Source organism: Paenisporosarcina sp. HGH0030 (assembly GCF_000411295.1).
Classification (GTDB): Bacteria; Bacillota; Bacilli; order Bacillales_A; family Planococcaceae; genus Paenisporosarcina.
In genome coordinates this window covers 809,478-825,844 of sequence record NZ_KE150421.1, presented here as the reverse complement: position 1 = coordinate 825,844, position 16,367 = coordinate 809,478, and the positions used below count along the sequence as shown (strand labels likewise).

Sequence of the window (16,367 nt, the reverse complement as noted above, 5' to 3'; positions counted from 1 at the left end):
AGTCAATTTTCTGTCGATTCAGTGTGTTGCGGTTTGAGCTTGATTTATGCAATGATACTAATAGTGAAGTATTGTCTGTTAAGGAAGGAAGATCAAATTGAATGCGATTGAAAAATGTGAACGACTAGTAAAAGATATATACAATCAATTTGACGCAAGTCATGATTTTCAACATATTGAACGTGTGAGAAAAAACGCCCAAATCATCAGTCAGGAAGAAGGGACCGTTCGTACAGATTTAATAGAACTAGCTGTACTTCTTCATGATGTCAGTGATGTTAAATATAGTGGCATAGAAGGCAAGGCGAAAGAAAATGCCATTTTGGACGAACTAGACTTGCCATTGAGTGATCGACAACAAATAGTTGAGATTATTGAATCTGTTTCCTTCAGTGGTGGACACGAAAAAGAAGCCAAAACAATTGAAGCCAAGATTGTCCGTGATGCAGATCGTCTGGATGCAATCGGTGCGGTGGGAATCGCCAGAACGTTTGCATATGGCGGAGCTAAGGGTAGAAAGTTGTACGATTGGTCTGAAACGGCAAGAATGAACATGTCCGTATCGGAATACCGCAATAAAGAAACAGCATCCGTCACACATTTTTACGAGAAATTGCTTTTACTGAAAGATTTAATGGTAACCGAAACAGGAAAAAAATTAGCGTTGCAGCGTCATGAATTTATGTTGGCATTTATCGACCAACTGAAAATAGAAACGAGTGAAGAAAAATGAGCCATTTAATCGTATCAAACTTAACAAAAACGGTTGGAGAAAAAACGTTATTTGAAAACATCGATTTTACAATATACGCTGGCGAACGTGCTGGACTGATTGGTGTTAATGGAACAGGTAAATCAACGTTTCTTTCCATTCTTGCCAATCAGATAGAGGCAGATCAACTCTCAATGGACCATCCGAACCAATACCGTATATCGTTTTTAGAACAGGACCCTCAATTCGCAGAGGATTTAACGGTATTACAAGCGGTGTTCAGTGGAGATGCACCTGTATTACAGATTAATAGAAAGTACGAAGATGCTCTTGAAAAATTAACTGAAGATTCGTCATCTGTCGAAAATCAGGACGCCTACATGAAAATACAGCAGGAAATGGACCAATATAATGCTTGGGATATCAATGCAGTCGCTAAAACAGCCTTATCGAAACTTGGAATTGATATGTTCGACCAAAAAGTAAATGAACTTTCGGGTGGACAATTGAAACGTGTGGCGTTAGCTAAAGTATTAATAGAACCTGCAGACTTAATATTATTGGACGAGCCTACCAACCATTTGGATGTTCAATCATCAGAATGGTTACAAGAAAGCTTGGCACGTTTGTCCAGTGCTATTATATTCGTAACCCATGATAGATATTTCCTGGATGGCGTATCTACTCATATTTATGAAATTGCTGACCAAACAATGTACACTCACCGTGGAAATTATGGAGATTATTTGGAAGCGAAAGCCATTCGTGAAGAAATGGCAGCATCTTCTCAATTGAAATTGCAGAACCGATTCCGTTCTGAACTGAAATGGATCCGACGCGGTGCCAAAGCGAGAACAACTAAACAAAAAGCGCGTATTCAGCGATTTGAGCAATTGGACGACCAAATGGACCGTAACAATGACAACACATCTCTAGACATGAAACTGGCAACGACGCGATTAGGTAAAAAAGTGCTTGAAGGCATTGATTTATCAAAAGCATATGCAGGAAAACAAATCATCAAAGATTTTTCGTTTTTACTGCAACCAGGAGATCGAATTGGTATTGTTGGACCAAATGGTGCCGGGAAAAGTACATTAATCAATATGCTGGCAGAAAAAATAGAGCCAGACAGTGGTGAATTGAGTATTGGGCAAACGGTCAAAATCGCTCATTTCGAGCAAACCATCCCACCAATGAATCCGAACACTCGTATGATTGAATATGTTCGAGAGTCTTCAAATGATATTGAAGGATCGGATGGAGTAAGACATTCAGCTGCCCAAATGCTTGAACGATTCTTGTTCCCACTAAAAGTTCATGGAACGCCAATTGGGAAATTGTCTGGTGGAGAACGCAAAAGACTTCATTTGCTAAAACTTCTTATGGAACAACCAAATGTCTTGCTATTGGATGAGCCAACAAATGACCTGGACATTCAAACATTGTCGGTGTTGGAAGATTTCATCGAACAATTCCCAGGTGTTGTCATCACAATTTCGCATGATCGTTTCTTCTTGGATCGTATTGCGAAAAAATTATGGGTACTAGACGGCAAAGGGAATACTCGAGAAGTACAGGAAATTTATTCTGACTTTTTACTGCAATCTCCTGAAGTGATTGTGGAAGATACGGTTGTTATCGAAAAAACCGAACCTGTAAAGCCGAAAGAACAAAAGAAAAAATTGTCATTCAAAGAACAAAAAGAATGGGAAACCATTGAATCAGATATCGAAAAAATAGAAGAGGCGATTATCGTTGCCGAAAAAGAAGTGGAATCTGCGGGTGCAGACTTCGAAAAATTACAAAAAGCAACGAATCAACTCGAGGCTTTAAATGAGCAATATAACCACTTAATTGAGCGATGGGGTTATCTGCAAGAAATTATTGGGTCATGATAATATCCAAGTAGGAGGCGTTTTGCATGAAAATACTCACAATTGAACCGACACCAAGTCCGAATACCATGAAAGTAATTGTTGACCATGAACTTCCTTTTGGAAAAAGTTTTAATTATAAAAAGGATGAAACGTCAGAGGCACCTCAGGAAATCGTCTCCATTTTAAATATACCTGGCGTTAAAGGGATTTATCATGTAGCGGATTTTTTAGCGATTGAACGGTTGGCTAAAAATGACTGGGAACAAATATTAGCTGAAGTACGAAACGTATTTGGCGAAAATGACCAAGCCATTGCAAGTGAAGTACAAGTGGACGAACACTTCGGGGAAGTTTATGTACATGTACAACAAATCAAAGGAATTCCTCTTCAAGTGAAAATATTTGACCAAACATCTGAAGAACGTATCGGCCTGTCTCCTCGGTTTGTTGAAGCCATGAATGCAAGCATGCAAGATCAGGATGAAAACTATATATTGCAGCGCAAATGGACAGATTTCGGAGTCCGTTACGGTGAGATAAAAGAAATTGCCGAACAGATCAAAGAAGAAATCGAAGCCACTTATCCTGATTCTCGTCTGAGTATGTTGGTAGAAGCAGCGAAGAGTCCGAAAAATGAAACGATTGTTCGTGGTCACAAAGTAAGTCTCGAAGAATTCCAAGTAGATGCATGGGAAGAACGATTCCAATTGCTTGATCAAATTGCAGACCCATCAGTCGAAGACTTGCCACTACTGGCCAAAGCATTGGAAGATGAACAAATGTCAATTCGCCGACTAGCTACCGTTTATCTAGGTATGATTGATAACGAAGAAGTCATTCATTATATGGAAAAGGCGTTACAGGATAAAAGTCCATCAGTTAGACGGACAGCAGGAGATTGCATGAGCGATCTTGGGTTCCCACAATTTGAAAAAGCGATGCAACATGCTTTAGCTGATAAAAATAAACTCGTACGCTGGCGCGCGGCAATGTACTTATATGAGACAGGAACTGAAAATTCTTTACCTGCCCTTCATCAGGCGAAAGAGGATACTGAATTTGAAGTGAAGCTCCAAGTCAATATGGCCATTGCCCGCATCGAGCAAGGCGAAGAAGCAAAAGGCTCTGTTTGGAAACAGATGACTGAAGCGAGAAATCAGTAGTTTTTAAGTGAAGTTTTTTGGGAAAATGTTAGCATAAGTGATTCGTATCACATTTGCTAACATTTTTGCAATTCTCATTACCATTTCTATTAAAACATCTAGAATAAGTGAAATCATTCGAAATACACGTTATGATAAAGATTGAAAAAGATTACGCCAAATATAGCAATTGAAAACGAAAGAGGCGAAATATATGAATGCATACGATGAATACATGAAAGAAGTAGTTAAACCCATGAGAGCAGAACTAGTGAATGTTGGCTTCAAGGAATTGACGACTGCCGATATGGTGAATGAACATATGGCGGAGGTTAAAGGAACATCTTTAGTCGTAATTAATTCCGTTTGTGGTTGTGCAGCTGGATTGGCACGTCCGGCAGTCTCTGAGGCATTAACAGAAGTGGAAAATAAGCCTGAACATTTGGTAACTGTTTTTGCAGGACAGGACCAGGAAGCGACTTATCAAATGCGCACTTACTTTGAAGAAGTGCCACCAAGTTCACCTTCAATTGCAGTTGTGAAAGATGGTCAACTAGCTTACTTCATTCCGCGTGAACAAATTGAAGGGTTTCCGATGGAACAAATCAAAGATCATTTAGTTCAAGTATTGAACCAAGTTACATCTGCGTGAAAGCGATTGTAACTACTGCTGGCAGGCCAACCGATTTGACGATACAGTTCGCGAAAAATGCATCAGCGAAGTTGGGATTGTCTTATGTTGACCGTCAGAAAAGAACCGTCACACAATTACAGCAACATTATCAAAGTTATGTGCTCGTGGCGGCTAAAAGTCGCTGGGAGTATCATGCGTTAAACTCAAAAGAACCGTTCTTTTATCATCCAAGCTCCGCAATGTTCCGATTGAAACGAGTGTCAAGAGGAGAACATGATCCTTTGCTGGATGTATGTCAACTGCAAACCGGGGATTCTTTCTTGGATTGTACACTTGGTTATGCATCAGATAGTTTGTTGGCCGCGTATGCAGTAGGGGAGACTGGCACCATTCATGGCTGCGAAGCTAATCCTGTGCTTGCGTTTATTTTAAAAGAAGCTTTTCATAGAGGGCGAACTGATCATACGGAATATCAAAGCCTCATGAATCGTATTCAAGTGATTTCTTCTGATGCTGTTACTTATTTGAAGCAGCTAGCAGACAAATCTGTTGATGTCATTTATATGGACCCTATGTTTGAAACTTCGATTACGGAGTCAGTAAATATAAGTCCGTTGCGGGCATTGGGGATTCAGGATGCTTTAAACGAAGAATGGGTAGAGGAAGCAAAACGCGTTGCTAAAAAGCGAGTAGTGTTAAAGGCGCATTTTGGCTCACCTTGGTTCGAACAGTTTGGTTTTGAACAAATCAAACGGCCAAATACAAAATTTCATTATGGATTCATAGAAAAAGCTGCAACTCAATGAATGAGTTGCAGCTTTTCATGTTCAGTCTGTAAAGTTTAAAGAAGTCAAGTACGCGAGCAAAAGTAACATTCCAATTCCAATCACTGTATGCATGTCCATAATAATTCCTCCTACTTAAAAAACGAAGCGATTTCTACATTTTTATTGTACAATGAATTATAGAAAGATGAAACCTTTTCGTGATTCAATTCGTATAACTTATAGAATCTTGTTAAAAATTGTACAAACTTGAAGGTGATAATGGATGAAAAATTGGATTCAGAAAACGTTAGTAATTGCAGTTGCACTTCTGACATTTGGTGTAATATCGCCTAACCATGTAATTTGGGAAAACTTACTGGATGAAAAAGCGAACCAAAAATCGATTTCTTCCCACAATACGCAACCTACATATGCTGTGGAATGGTCTGAAGAAGCACCATCTACTTTTCTTGAAGATGCCATTGTTCAAGCAAAAGAGCAATCATTAGTTAAGTTCGGCTCACGTATTGGTCCCGTTATCACCAATGAATTTGACGAAGTCATCTTCCCGAAAATTCAAGAAGCGATTGAAATGACTTTATTTGAAATGGACAACAAAACACTCAACTCATTGGCAATTAGTGAAAACCCATCCGGGGATCACAGTGAAAAGATTTTCCACATTTTTGATACAACAACGAAATCCGATGTAATCCGTTTTCATGTAAGAACGGAGAACCGACCTCAAGACGGTTATTATTTTAATTTTCATTACCATACATCGTCAGATGAATTCGCCAAACACTACATGTTAGGTGATATTTATTGGTCGAAAAACATGCCACCAAAGTGGTTATCATAATGCATAAGACCTTTTTCAATGCATGTCGCTGAAAAAGGTTTTTTCACATCTAAATTTCTGGAGGTTATATATATGGATCAGTATTTGCAACTTTGTAAAACAATTCTGGCTAATGGTGCAGTAAAAGATGACCGTACGGGAACCGGTACAAAAAGTATTTTCGGCTATCAAATGCGTTTCGATTTAACGAAAGGATTTCCTTTAATGACAACAAAACGGACAGCAATGAGATTGATTGTTTCTGAATTGCTTTGGTTTTTAAAAGGGGATACCAATGTAAAAACGTTAATCGCTGAAAACAACCATATTTGGGATGAATGGGCTTTTGAAAAATGGGTAAATAGCGAAGACTATAATGGTCCGGATATGACGGACTTTGGTTTGCGTGCAGCCCAAGATGAAGCATTTCAGCAAATTGTGGATGAACAAATGACCGTTTTCAGAGAGAAAATTCTGTCCGATGATGAGTTTGCGAAAAACTATGGGGACCTAGGTCCTGTGTATGGCCGTCAATGGCGTTCATGGCCATCGGCTGATGGGACATCAATTGATCAGTTGAAGAATCTCATCACGTCACTAAAAAACAATCCAGATTCTAGACGACATATTGTCACTGCATGGAATCCATCTGAAGTCGATCAAATGGCCTTGCCTCCGTGTCATACATTTTTCCAGTTTTATGTTGCCGACAACAAGCTGTCATGTCAATTGTATCAGCGCAGTGCTGATGTGTTCTTGGGTGTACCTTTTAACATTGCTTCTTACGCTTTATTGACCCATTTGATTGCAAGGGAATGCAATCTGGAAGTCGGCGAATTTGTCCATACACTAGGCGACGCGCACATTTATTCAAATCATATGGATCAAGTGAATGAACAACTTGCGAGGGAGCCTCGTGATTTGCCCACATTGTCGATTTCAAGTGATAAGAAGTCCATATTTGATTTGGAAACCTCGGATATTTCAGTAGAAGGATACAATCCACATCCACGAATTAAAGCACCGATTGCGGTGTAGAGAGAAGGAGTTTTATGATTTCATTAATCGTTGCACATGATATGAATCGCGTAATTGGCAAGGATAATAAAATGCCATGGCATATTCCAAATGAACTGGCTTATTTTAAGGAAAAAACGATGGGGAAGGCCATTGTGATGGGACGCAATACGTTTGAATCCATTGGACGTCCTTTGCCTGGCCGTTTGAACATAGTGATTACAAGGAATACTTCTTATAATCCTGAAGGAGTAACCGTTGTCCATTCGATTGAAGAAGCGATTGAGATTGCAAGAAAGCATCATGAAGAAGTCATGGTCATTGGTGGGGAGCAAATTTTTAAGGAAGTCCTACCATATACAGACTTGATTTATGTCACGCTTATTCAGAATGAGTTTGAAGGAGATACGTTTTTCCCTCCTTATGAAGACGGCTGGGATGTTGCTTCCACTTCAGAAACCATTACAACAGATAGCGGGTTACAATACCAATACATGATTTATAAAAAGAAAAACAGGGTGCAGGAGCTTGTTTAATTCTGTACGGACTTTTTCATTTTTATTTGGTTATTTGCCCTTTAGTTTGAAAGATTTACGTAAAGTGCAAAATCAACGCCATCTTTTGTCAACAGAAGATTATGATGTACTTGTACACCGTCAGCCTAAGAAATGGGCTGACGGTATTTTAAAGCGGACGAAAAGCACCTTCGAAAAGAATTGATTGATCTTGTCCAACAAAAAATTTCAAATGAAGTAGAGCTGTTACAACACTCAAAAATTTGATGCTGATGACAATCGTCTGTTTTGTAAGTACATGGCTCATATTGGACAGCTCTAATAGTTTACATTTCCTTCAAATCTTTTTTATAATAACTATATGAAGAGAAAGGTGTGACCGGCTTGGCGAAAATACATATCGTAACCGATTCAACAGCAGATTTAACGGCTGAACAAATTACTCAGCATTCAATCCATGTTGTACCCTTAACGATACAAATCGATGGAAAGACATACATTGATAGAGTGGACATCCAGGGAGATTCGTTTTTGGAAATGATGAAGACATCAAAGGAACTGCCAAAAAGTTCACAGCCGGCAGTTGGCGTATTCCAGGAACTCTACGATGAGTTAGGGAAGAATGGGGATCAAATCATTTCCATACACATGACTGGTGGTATGAGTGGAACGGTTAAATCAGCACAAGCAGCTGCTGAAATGACCAATTCTGACGTAACAGTGATTGACTCACGATTTATTTCATATGCTTTATCATTTCAAGTTTTAGAAGCAGCACAATTGGCACAACAAGGTGCGACAGTTGAGGAAATTGTAAAGAAGCTGGACATCATGCGTGAGAACACAAATCTTTTTGTTGTTGTTGATACGTTGGAAAATTTGGTTAAAGGTGGCCGTATTGGCAAAGGGAAAGCATTAGTAGGCTCATTGTTGTCAATTAAACCAATTGCCTCGCTAGAAGGAGGAGAATACACTCCCGTCCATAAAGCAAGAAGCCATAAACAAGTGGTTCAATATTTATATAAGCAGTTTTTAGAAGACACAAAAGGTAAAAAAGTGAAAGCTGTGGGCATCTCCCAAGCTAACGGCTTTGCGATGGCAGATCCATTGAAAAAATTAATTGAGGAATCCAGTTTTCATGATGTTTCAATAGGATATACGACGCCAATTGTTAGTACCCATACTGGTATGGGCGCTATTGGTTTTATGTACACCGTCGAATAAAGAAGGAAACGAGCAGGGAGAGATCCCTGCTTTTATAATGAGAGGGAGAGGGAAAATGATAAAACGATTGATACTTGTCATCTTGGTGAGCGTATTCATCTTGACAGGATGTCAATTTGGCCAAATAAGCAGCCCCGATTTTTCATCAAGACAACCATTTGCAATGAAAGATTTCTTTATAAGTGAAACGTTCTTTCCAGATGATATCATGCTAGTTGGTTTAGGCGATTCTTTAACACAAGGAGTAGGGGATGAACGGAAATTGGGAGGGTATTTGGGACGCCTGGCGTCTGAAATGGAAAATTTTCAAGGAATCCGTGAAGTTGACTTAAGGAACGAAGCGAAGAGGGGAAAGCGAAGTGACCAATTATTGAAGCAACTTAAATCTGGTGACATTAACGAACCCATTCAGGAAGCTGATTTAATCATTGTGACAATCGGTGGAAACGACATCATGCGCATCGTCAAGCAAGATTTATTTCAATTGCGAATTGCTGCTTTTCAGAAAGAGTTAGTGAAATTCTCTGAGCGTTATTCGGAAATTCTCATGGAAATCAGAAAAGTCAACCCGAATTCACCCATTCTCATGGTTGGCTTATACAATCCGTTTACGGTTGTGACAAATGAAAAAAATGAGTTTGATCAAATCATGATGAATTGGAACGAAGCAATTCTTAACACTTCTTACACCGACGTAAATGCTTGTTTTGTACCTGTAAGCGATTTATTCAACTCGAACGAAAACATGGTATATCATACGGATTTTTTTCATCCAAATAGTAAAGGCTATGAACAAATGAAAGACCGCATACTGGAATCCCTTGAATCTTGCGGTTTAAAACACTTAGCAAAAGGGGAAAAGGATTTTTAAGGAGTTGACATATTAATGAATGGATGGAAAGTTGCTTTTTTACTATTAATTGCACTAATAATCACTTCTGTAGTTGTTTTTGTTATTTGGATGACTTCACCTTCTGAAAAAACGATTATTCCTGAACCACAGGCAACTTCCGATGGAAATGTGTTGACGCTAAAGACCACCAAAGAAGATTTTGAAGGCATTGCTAATTCGTACATAAGTGAAGCGATAAATATAAAGCCGATGCCAGTCGTTCTAAGTGTGGAGGATCAAATACTTCTGTCTACTGAACTTACTATTTTTTCAACCAAACTTCCCGTCATCATGAAATTTGATCCGCTGGTCGAGCCGAATGGCAACTTGAGACTGGTTCAAACAGGCGTAGAAGTCGGTCCATTAGAGCTTGATCCAAAATACGTGTTAAACTTACTGAAGGATTCCGTAACTTTGCCTGAATGGATGATTGTACGACCGGATGAAGAAGATGTGTATATCGATCTATCCCGTATTCCGATGAAATCCAATGTGAAAGTTAAAGCAAAAGAATTTAATCTACAAAAAGATGAAATCACTCTCGAGATACTTGTTCCGAGTAACTAAAGGAGGTCTACTCATGACCATTGAAAAAGCAACATTTGCAGGTGGATGTTTCTGGTGCATGGTGAAGCCATTTGACTCGTATGAAGGCATCCATTCAGTTATTTCAGGATATACAGGTGGAGATGTAGAGAATCCGACGTACGAACAAGTATGCACGAATTCTACTGGACATAAAGAAGCTGTACAGATTACCTTTGATTCAAATTTGTTTCCTTACGAACAACTTGTTGAACTGTTTTGGATGCAAATTGACCCGACAGATCCTGGAGGTCAATTTTTTGATCGCGGATCATCCTATGAGACCGCAATTTTTTACCATAGTGAAGAACAAAGACAGATTGCTGAAAGATCCAAACAAGAATTACAAGACAGCGGAAAATTCTCGCATCCAATTGTCACCCCGATTGTGGAAGTGAAAGCATTTTATCCAGCAGAACAGTATCATCAGGACTATTATAAAAAAAATCCAACACACTACGAACGGTATCAGGTAGGATCCGGAAGAGCAGGATTTAAACAAAAAATGTGGGGTGACCAAAAATGACTAAAGAAGATTTAAAAAATAAACTGACACCTATGCAATATCACGTAACTCAAGAAAATGGAACAGAGCCGCCACATCGCAATGAATTTGATCAACATTTTAATGAAGGTATTTATGTTGATATTGTTTCCGGAATACCCTTGTTCAGTTCAAAAGATAAATATGATGCTGGCTGCGGATGGCCAAGTTTCACTAAGCCTATCGATGGTCCGGAAGTAACTGAACATACGGATGTTTCTCACGGCATGACTAGGACTGAAGTAAGAAGTAAAACAGCCAATTCGCATTTAGGACACGTTTTTCCGGATGGGCCAGGTCCTGAAGGTTTACGTTATTGCATTAATTCAGCGGCATTGAAATTCATTCCGAAAGAGAAGTTGCAAGAAGAAGGATACAGTGAATATTTAAGTTACTTTTAAAGGAAAAGCTAAACTCGAATAACTAAGAGTTTAGCTTTTTCCTCTGCTTAGACTTTTACTTTATGTTGGAAAACCTGTATATATAGAATATAAGAACACTTTCTTTGGAGGTTAATATGAATCATACATTCTATAAATACACCCTGACTTTCAGAGGAGGACCAAAATCGGATCTTAAGGCTATGTTTGCGGAAGTTATGTTTCAGGATTTGCCTTTCCCAAAGCAATCTTCCGATTTTGAAGAAATTTCCCGTTACATTGAAGAATTGGCGCACCCCGATATGAGCGCAAGTATTTTTGATGAAATTTGGTCGTTATATGAAACAAATGTCCTTTCTCAATCGTAAATATGTATAGAAACTAATTAGGAGGAATGTATATGTCGATTTTCAATAAAGTATTAGCATCTGTAGGTGTGGGTAATGCAAGAGTAGATACAAAACTGAACGATTCTGCTTTTGTTGCAGGTGAATTGATCTCAGGAGTCACTGAAGTGGTTGGGGGAAACACATCTCAAAACGTGGATAGTATTTATATTAAAGTTTATACCACGTACGAACGCGAATCGAACGACAATAAATACACAGATTCAGTCGCAATTTATTCACACAAATTAAACGAACCATTCACGATTGAAAAAGGAGAGAAAAAGGCATTTCCATTTTCATTCAATCTTCCGCTCATTACTCCGGTCACCATGGGAAGAACGAGAGTTTGGTTACAAACCGGTCTTGACATTAAAAATGCAGTGGATCCTGGAGATAAAGATATAATTGAAATCCGACCGAATGCTTTTGTACAGGCTGGGTTGACTGCTGCTCAAAATTTAGGTCTTAAATTACGTAAAGTGGATTGTGAAGAAGCACCGCGTGCATACAGAGGTATTACTCCTTTCGTTCAGGAATTCGAGTTTTTTGTAGCATCTGGACCATTTAGAGGGAAATTTGATGAAATTGAACTTACGTTTATTCCAAAAGGATTGGATCAGGTTGAATTACTTATCCAAGTCGATCGTAAAGTGCGAGGCTTGGGTAGCTTGTTCTCGGAAGCACTGAATATGGATGAGTCATATATCCGTATGACTTTGTCAAAAACTGATTTATCATCTCTTGAGTCCCGATTAAATCAGGAAATTGCTCGTTACGTTTAACACAGTTTGCATATCGACACAAAAAACAGTATGATAGTACGGAAATGTTTATAAAGTGAGGTTACAAAGATGAGTGTTCATATTAATGCTAAAAAAGGCGATATCGCTGATACGATTTTATTACCGGGAGATCCACTACGTGCTAAATACATTGCAGAAACGTTTTTGGAAGACGTTGTTCAGTACAATGAAGTACGTAATATGTTCGGATACACTGGAACTTACAAAGGGAAACGTATTTCTGTACAAGGAACAGGAATGGGCGTACCTTCAATTTCGATTTACGTTACAGAATTAATGGCTGAATATGATGTTCAAAAATTAATTCGTGTAGGGACTTGTGGTTCAATTCACCAAGACGTTAAACTCCGTGATGTAATCATTGCACAAAGTGCTTCAACGGATTCCAAAATGAACGATATCATTTTCAACGGCGTTACCTTTGCACCGACAGCAGATTTCGATTTACTATTAAAAGCTTACAATGCTGGTAAAGAAAAAGGCTTGAATCTAAAAGTAGGTAATGTATTCACTGAGGATGTATTCTACAACGAGCATGCTGAGCATGAAAAATGGGCTCAATATGGAATTTTGGCACTTGAAATGGAGTCAGCTGCTCTGTATACATTAGCAGCTAAATTTGGCCGTCAAGCTCTTTCAATCCTAACAGTAAGTGATCACTTGTTAACAGGGGAAGTAACATCTTCTGAAGAACGTCAATTGACATTTAACGACATGATTGAAGTAGCATTGGATGCTGCAATTCAAGATTAATTAGAATATTTTAAAAGGCTGTCATATCATTTTTTGACAGCCTTTTTCTTTCCGTTTACTTGAAGTAACTGATAAACTATACATAACTATTGAAGCATTTATTTTAATGGTTTCGATTTGAAAGTGGTGAATGACTTGGAGGAAATGAAAAACAATACGGAACAAACAGAAGGACAACCTGAACAACCGGAACATGTACAACATGATGGACCAGCAGGAAAGTATATACGCTTGAAACCTTTCTTTTTCATCATGCTGATTTTCACATTAATTTTGAGTACAGCAGGATTAACGATTTTTGCTTTAACATTTGGCGATGAAAAGGTAGTCGAAGTCGGAGCTCCTGAAAGAAGAGAGTTTACAAAGTTATACCAGGCGTATGATGAATTGAAGGCTGGCTACTACGCTGATATTGACCAAGACGCTATTGTCAATGGAGCAATCAATGGAATGATTGAAGCCCTGGGGGATCCTTACTCCGATTATATGAACCAAGATGAGGCTGCTCAATTCGAAGAAAGTATTTCTTCAAGTTTCCAGGGTATCGGTGCTGAAATACAAGAACGCAATGGAGTTATCTCTGTAGTGTCACCCATTAAAAATTCACCAGCTGAAAAAGCAGGGATTTTGCCAAATGACAAAATCATTGCTGTTGATGGGAAAAACATTCATGGTATGAGTGCTTCAGAAGCCGTATTGCTGATTCGTGGAGAAAAAGGCACATCCGTTTCGTTGACTATTCAACGTGGTGAAATGAAAGAACCGCTTGAAATTGAAATTGTGCGTGACGAAATTCCGATTGAAACTGTTTATGCAGAGCTATTGGAAGGTAAAGTTGCACACATTCAAATTACAAGTTTCTCAACCAATACGTATGATGAACTGCTTGCAGCCATAACTGATATGGAGGAAGCGGGAATGAAAGCATTAGTGCTGGACGTACGCCAAAATCCAGGTGGCTTGTTGACTTCAGCTATTGATATCTCCAATTTGTTTGTTGATGATGGCAAACCTTTATTCCAGACCCAGGAAAAAGGGAAGGAAGCAGAAATTTACTATGCAACGAATGGAACGAAAGTTAAAGTACCTGTTTCTTTATTAATAGATGAAGGTAGTGCTTCTGCTTCTGAGATTCTTGCAGCTGCAATGAGTGAATCGGCCGGTACAAAATTGGTAGGCTTAAATTCATTCGGTAAGGGAACGGTACAAACAGCAAATGAATTAAAAGATGGATCTAATATGAAATTCACAACTGCGAAATGGTTAACTCCTGAAGGCAATTGGATTCACGAAAAAGGGATTGCCCCTGACGTGAAAGTAGAATATCCAGCTTATACGCAGCTTGCGTTTTTGGATGCGTCTATCGAAATGAAAAATGGCGTTTTATCTGATCAAGTGAAAGCTGCAGAAGAAATGCTTACTGCAATTGGCATTGATACAGGAAAAGTGGATGGACTGTTTGATGATCAAACTGAAGCTGCTGTAAAACAAGTTCAAAAAGAAGCAAAACTTGAAGAAACGGGCGTCTTGACGGGTGATTCTACGTTTGCCTTAATGGACCGTTTACGTGTGAAAATCAAAAAGGATGATCCACAACTTTTGAAAGCAAAAGATTTGGTATTAGAAGAACTAGCAAAATAAACAAAAGCTGGCCTGCAACTTGAGGCCAGCTTTTTTCACCAGAAAGGGCGTACACGATGAAAGACGTTTATTTATTCAGCGGTTTTTTGGGAAGCGGAAAAACCTCATTATTAACAGATACGATTCGACAGTTGAAAGAAAAAGGATTAAAACCCGCGATATTGATGAATGAACTAGGAAAACTTCCATTTGATTCTCAGGCAGTAGATGAAGACATTCCATTGAAGGAAATGTTGGAAGGATGCATCTGCTGTACAGGCTCTGAACAGACAGAGGCTCAATTACAAACATTGTTGGCAGGCGAAGCATTCGATGTACTGATTATTGAAACAACCGGTGCAGCACATCCTGTTGAAGCGCTGGATGCTGTCTATTCACCATTATTTGCGAAACAATTAAATGTCAAAGGAATCGTGACAGTGGTTGACAGCTTGCTTTGGTTAGATCGTCAAGCATTACGTCCACAAATTCGTGCTCTCTTTTTGGAACAAATTCGTCATGCGCACTTATTGTTAGCCAATAAAATGGATTTGCTGTCTGATGCACAACAGGCGAAAATTACATATGAATTACAAAGTTTCAATCCTTCTGCGACAATTATTCAAACATCTCACGGAAAATGTCCGTTTGCCATGTTAGAAAGAATGAAAGGCACTGTGCAAAAGACAGATGTTAATCAAGCCCGTATCGGTGAAGAACTTGCCTTGTCCACAAGACTAGTTACATTTAAACAATCGATTGATAAAGAAGAGTTTGAAGAATGGTTACGTACATTGCCGTCTTCCGTATATCGCATGAAAGGTTACGTTCCTATCATTGGCATGAAAAACCCTATGCTTTTCCAATATTCGTATGGAATGGTGCAGTGGTTGCCTGAGTATGTGAAAATGGAGCCATCAATTATAGTCATTGGTGAACAAATTGCACAACTGCAAGTTCCAGGAAGCGAGTGATTAAGTCATGAATGAAACGATACTAGCTTATCAATCATTGTTCCCATATCGTCAAGGAACTAAGTTGATTGAAACGATGGATCAATTATCAGACAGCATAAGAATCGAATTATTAGATGAGCTCACCCACCCACGTGTTAGGAAAAGCGCTGATGAAAAATTACAAATTGCTTTTGATAGAATCGATAGAAGTAGCCTCATTTCTGTAGAAAAAGAGGGGTTAAAGAAGGTTTATGAGGCTGTTTATCAGTCCGTCAATAGTTAATTCAATGAAAGATATGGTAATTTCCCTAAAACCACTCAATATTGATGTCGTGTAAACCGCTTGAAGAGTACCTTTTCATTTCTTCTGGCAACAGTGGAAATGAATGGGTATTTTTTTCATAGTTTTAGCCGATAGACTAGGTGGCAGAGGAGGGAATAACAAATGAAAAAAATGTTACTAGGTTTAACAATGGGAGCTATGGTGTTCTCATTCAGTCAAGGTACGACCGCAGAAGCTTCATTTTCATCAAATCAACCCACGTGTCTAACTAATACAAGTTATGACTGGTCAACACGTACTCTAGTAAAACCGGTGGCGAACTCAGCCATGGAAAAACAATTGATAGATCAACTTTATGCACAGCTATTTGCTGCAGGATTTAAAGTTCCAACACAAAAACCAGCTGTCCCAGCAAAACCAGCTGTCCCAG

20 protein-coding genes and 1 pseudogene are annotated in these 16,367 nt (G+C 38.9%); all 21 read left to right on the top strand.

Annotated features, from left to right (window positions below):
* Positions 1 to 97 precede the first annotated feature (97 nt).
* A complete protein-coding gene (locus HMPREF1210_RS04100; protein ID WP_016427346.1) occupies positions 98 to 733 on the top strand; it encodes an HD domain-containing protein in 636 nt (211 codons plus the stop codon).
* Entirely contained in the window at positions 730 to 2,610 is a 1,881-nt protein-coding gene (locus tag HMPREF1210_RS04095; protein WP_016427345.1) for an ABC-F family ATP-binding cassette domain-containing protein, read from the top strand. Before HMPREF1210_RS04100 ends, HMPREF1210_RS04095 begins: the two co-directional genes overlap by 4 nt.
* 26 nt (positions 2,611 to 2,636) lie before the next feature.
* Positions 2,637 to 3,755, top strand: a complete 1,119-nt coding sequence (locus HMPREF1210_RS04090; RefSeq protein WP_016427344.1) for a virulence factor — start codon at positions 2,637 to 2,639, stop codon at positions 3,753 to 3,755.
* Positions 3,756 to 3,948: 193 nt separating this feature from the next.
* Entirely contained in the window at positions 3,949 to 4,386 is a 438-nt protein-coding gene (locus HMPREF1210_RS04085; protein WP_016427343.1) for a BrxA/BrxB family bacilliredoxin, read from the top strand.
* Entirely contained in the window at positions 4,383 to 5,174 is a 792-nt protein-coding gene (locus HMPREF1210_RS04080; protein WP_016427342.1) for a class I SAM-dependent methyltransferase, read from the top strand. Before HMPREF1210_RS04085 ends, HMPREF1210_RS04080 begins: the two co-directional genes overlap by 4 nt.
* Before the next feature lie 244 nt (positions 5,175 to 5,418).
* The gene (locus tag HMPREF1210_RS04075; RefSeq protein ID WP_016427341.1) at positions 5,419 to 5,997 is read left to right on the top strand and encodes a YpjP family protein; all 579 of its coding nucleotides are present in this window, start codon (positions 5,419 to 5,421) and stop codon (positions 5,995 to 5,997) included.
* Positions 5,998 to 6,069: 72 nt separating this feature from the next.
* Positions 6,070 to 7,014 (top strand): thymidylate synthase, encoded by a 945-nt coding sequence (locus HMPREF1210_RS04070; protein WP_016427340.1) that lies wholly within the window; start codon positions 6,070 to 6,072, stop codon positions 7,012 to 7,014.
* Between the two features lie 14 nt (positions 7,015 to 7,028).
* Complete coding sequence (locus HMPREF1210_RS04065) at positions 7,029 to 7,529, top strand: dihydrofolate reductase (RefSeq protein ID WP_016427339.1); 501 nt, start codon at positions 7,029 to 7,031, stop codon at positions 7,527 to 7,529.
* A complete protein-coding gene (locus HMPREF1210_RS04060) occupies positions 7,522 to 7,713 on the top strand; it encodes a hypothetical protein (protein WP_036659363.1) in 192 nt (63 codons plus the stop codon). The genes HMPREF1210_RS04065 and HMPREF1210_RS04060 overlap by 8 nt, the downstream gene beginning before the upstream one ends.
* 179 nt (positions 7,714 to 7,892) lie before the next feature.
* Positions 7,893 to 8,732 carry a DegV family protein gene (locus HMPREF1210_RS04055; RefSeq protein ID WP_036659362.1) on the top strand — a complete coding sequence of 280 codons (840 nt, stop codon included), beginning with the start codon at positions 7,893 to 7,895 and terminating at the stop codon, positions 8,730 to 8,732.
* Between the two features lie 55 nt (positions 8,733 to 8,787).
* The gene (locus HMPREF1210_RS04050; RefSeq protein ID WP_016427336.1) at positions 8,788 to 9,603 is read left to right on the top strand and encodes a GDSL-type esterase/lipase family protein; all 816 of its coding nucleotides are present in this window, start codon (positions 8,788 to 8,790) and stop codon (positions 9,601 to 9,603) included.
* 15 nt (positions 9,604 to 9,618) lie between these two features.
* The gene (locus HMPREF1210_RS04045; RefSeq protein WP_016427335.1) at positions 9,619 to 10,191 is read left to right on the top strand and encodes a YpmS family protein; all 573 of its coding nucleotides are present in this window, start codon (positions 9,619 to 9,621) and stop codon (positions 10,189 to 10,191) included.
* A 13-nt stretch (positions 10,192 to 10,204) separates the two neighbouring features.
* Entirely contained in the window at positions 10,205 to 10,735 is a 531-nt protein-coding gene (gene msrA, locus HMPREF1210_RS04040; protein ID WP_016427334.1) for a peptide-methionine (S)-S-oxide reductase MsrA, read from the top strand.
* Positions 10,732 to 11,154 (top strand): peptide-methionine (R)-S-oxide reductase MsrB, encoded by a 423-nt coding sequence (gene msrB, locus HMPREF1210_RS04035; protein ID WP_016427333.1) that lies wholly within the window; start codon positions 10,732 to 10,734, stop codon positions 11,152 to 11,154. Before msrA ends, msrB begins: the two co-directional genes overlap by 4 nt.
* 116 nt (positions 11,155 to 11,270) lie before the next feature.
* A complete protein-coding gene (locus HMPREF1210_RS04030; RefSeq protein WP_016427332.1) occupies positions 11,271 to 11,501 on the top strand; it encodes a YozE family protein in 231 nt (76 codons plus the stop codon).
* A 32-nt stretch (positions 11,502 to 11,533) separates the two neighbouring features.
* A complete protein-coding gene (locus HMPREF1210_RS04025) occupies positions 11,534 to 12,304 on the top strand; it encodes a sporulation protein (RefSeq protein ID WP_016427331.1) in 771 nt (256 codons plus the stop codon).
* Positions 12,305 to 12,373: 69 nt separating this feature from the next.
* Positions 12,374 to 13,078, top strand: a complete 705-nt coding sequence (gene deoD, locus HMPREF1210_RS04020; RefSeq protein ID WP_016427330.1) for a purine-nucleoside phosphorylase — start codon at positions 12,374 to 12,376, stop codon at positions 13,076 to 13,078.
* A 144-nt stretch (positions 13,079 to 13,222) separates the two neighbouring features.
* Positions 13,223 to 14,719: a S41 family peptidase gene (locus HMPREF1210_RS04015; RefSeq protein ID WP_081637821.1), complete on the top strand. Its 1,497-nt coding sequence runs from the start codon at positions 13,223 to 13,225 to the stop codon at positions 14,717 to 14,719.
* 56 nt (positions 14,720 to 14,775) lie between these two features.
* Positions 14,776 to 15,672, top strand: a complete 897-nt coding sequence (locus HMPREF1210_RS04010) for a GTP-binding protein (RefSeq protein WP_016427328.1) — start codon at positions 14,776 to 14,778, stop codon at positions 15,670 to 15,672.
* Positions 15,673 to 15,679: 7 nt separating this feature from the next.
* Entirely contained in the window at positions 15,680 to 15,937 is a 258-nt protein-coding gene (locus HMPREF1210_RS04005; RefSeq protein ID WP_016427327.1) for a hypothetical protein, read from the top strand.
* A 162-nt stretch (positions 15,938 to 16,099) separates the two neighbouring features.
* Positions 16,100 to 16,367: pseudogene (locus HMPREF1210_RS18335) on the top strand (hypothetical protein); the annotation flags it as partial.

Excerpts from the sequence above, each read along its gene's own strand:
- HMPREF1210_RS04095 (WP_016427345.1), top strand. The coding sequence starts at position 730 with ATGAGCCATTTAATCGTATCAAACTTAACAAAAACGGTTGGAGAAAAA.
- HMPREF1210_RS04090 (WP_016427344.1), top strand. The coding sequence starts at position 2,637 with ATGAAAATACTCACAATTGAACCGACACCAAGTCCGAATACCATGAAA.
- HMPREF1210_RS04085 (WP_016427343.1), top strand. The coding sequence starts at position 3,949 with ATGAATGCATACGATGAATACATGAAAGAAGTAGTTAAACCCATGAGA.
- HMPREF1210_RS04075 (WP_016427341.1), top strand. The coding sequence starts at position 5,419 with ATGAAAAATTGGATTCAGAAAACGTTAGTAATTGCAGTTGCACTTCTG.
- HMPREF1210_RS04070 (WP_016427340.1), top strand. The coding sequence starts at position 6,070 with ATGGATCAGTATTTGCAACTTTGTAAAACAATTCTGGCTAATGGTGCA.
- HMPREF1210_RS04065 (WP_016427339.1), top strand. The coding sequence starts at position 7,029 with ATGATTTCATTAATCGTTGCACATGATATGAATCGCGTAATTGGCAAG.
- HMPREF1210_RS04050 (WP_016427336.1), top strand. The coding sequence starts at position 8,788 with ATGATAAAACGATTGATACTTGTCATCTTGGTGAGCGTATTCATCTTG.
- HMPREF1210_RS04045 (WP_016427335.1), top strand. The coding sequence starts at position 9,619 with ATGAATGGATGGAAAGTTGCTTTTTTACTATTAATTGCACTAATAATC.
- msrA (WP_016427334.1), top strand. The coding sequence starts at position 10,205 with ATGACCATTGAAAAAGCAACATTTGCAGGTGGATGTTTCTGGTGCATG.
- msrB (WP_016427333.1), top strand. The coding sequence starts at position 10,732 with ATGACTAAAGAAGATTTAAAAAATAAACTGACACCTATGCAATATCAC.
- HMPREF1210_RS04030 (WP_016427332.1), top strand. The coding sequence starts at position 11,271 with ATGAATCATACATTCTATAAATACACCCTGACTTTCAGAGGAGGACCA.
- HMPREF1210_RS04025 (WP_016427331.1), top strand. The coding sequence starts at position 11,534 with ATGTCGATTTTCAATAAAGTATTAGCATCTGTAGGTGTGGGTAATGCA.
- deoD (WP_016427330.1), top strand. The coding sequence starts at position 12,374 with ATGAGTGTTCATATTAATGCTAAAAAAGGCGATATCGCTGATACGATT.
- HMPREF1210_RS04015 (WP_081637821.1), top strand. The coding sequence starts at position 13,223 with ATGAAAAACAATACGGAACAAACAGAAGGACAACCTGAACAACCGGAA.
- HMPREF1210_RS04010 (WP_016427328.1), top strand. The coding sequence starts at position 14,776 with ATGAAAGACGTTTATTTATTCAGCGGTTTTTTGGGAAGCGGAAAAACC.
- HMPREF1210_RS04005 (WP_016427327.1), top strand. The coding sequence starts at position 15,680 with ATGAATGAAACGATACTAGCTTATCAATCATTGTTCCCATATCGTCAA.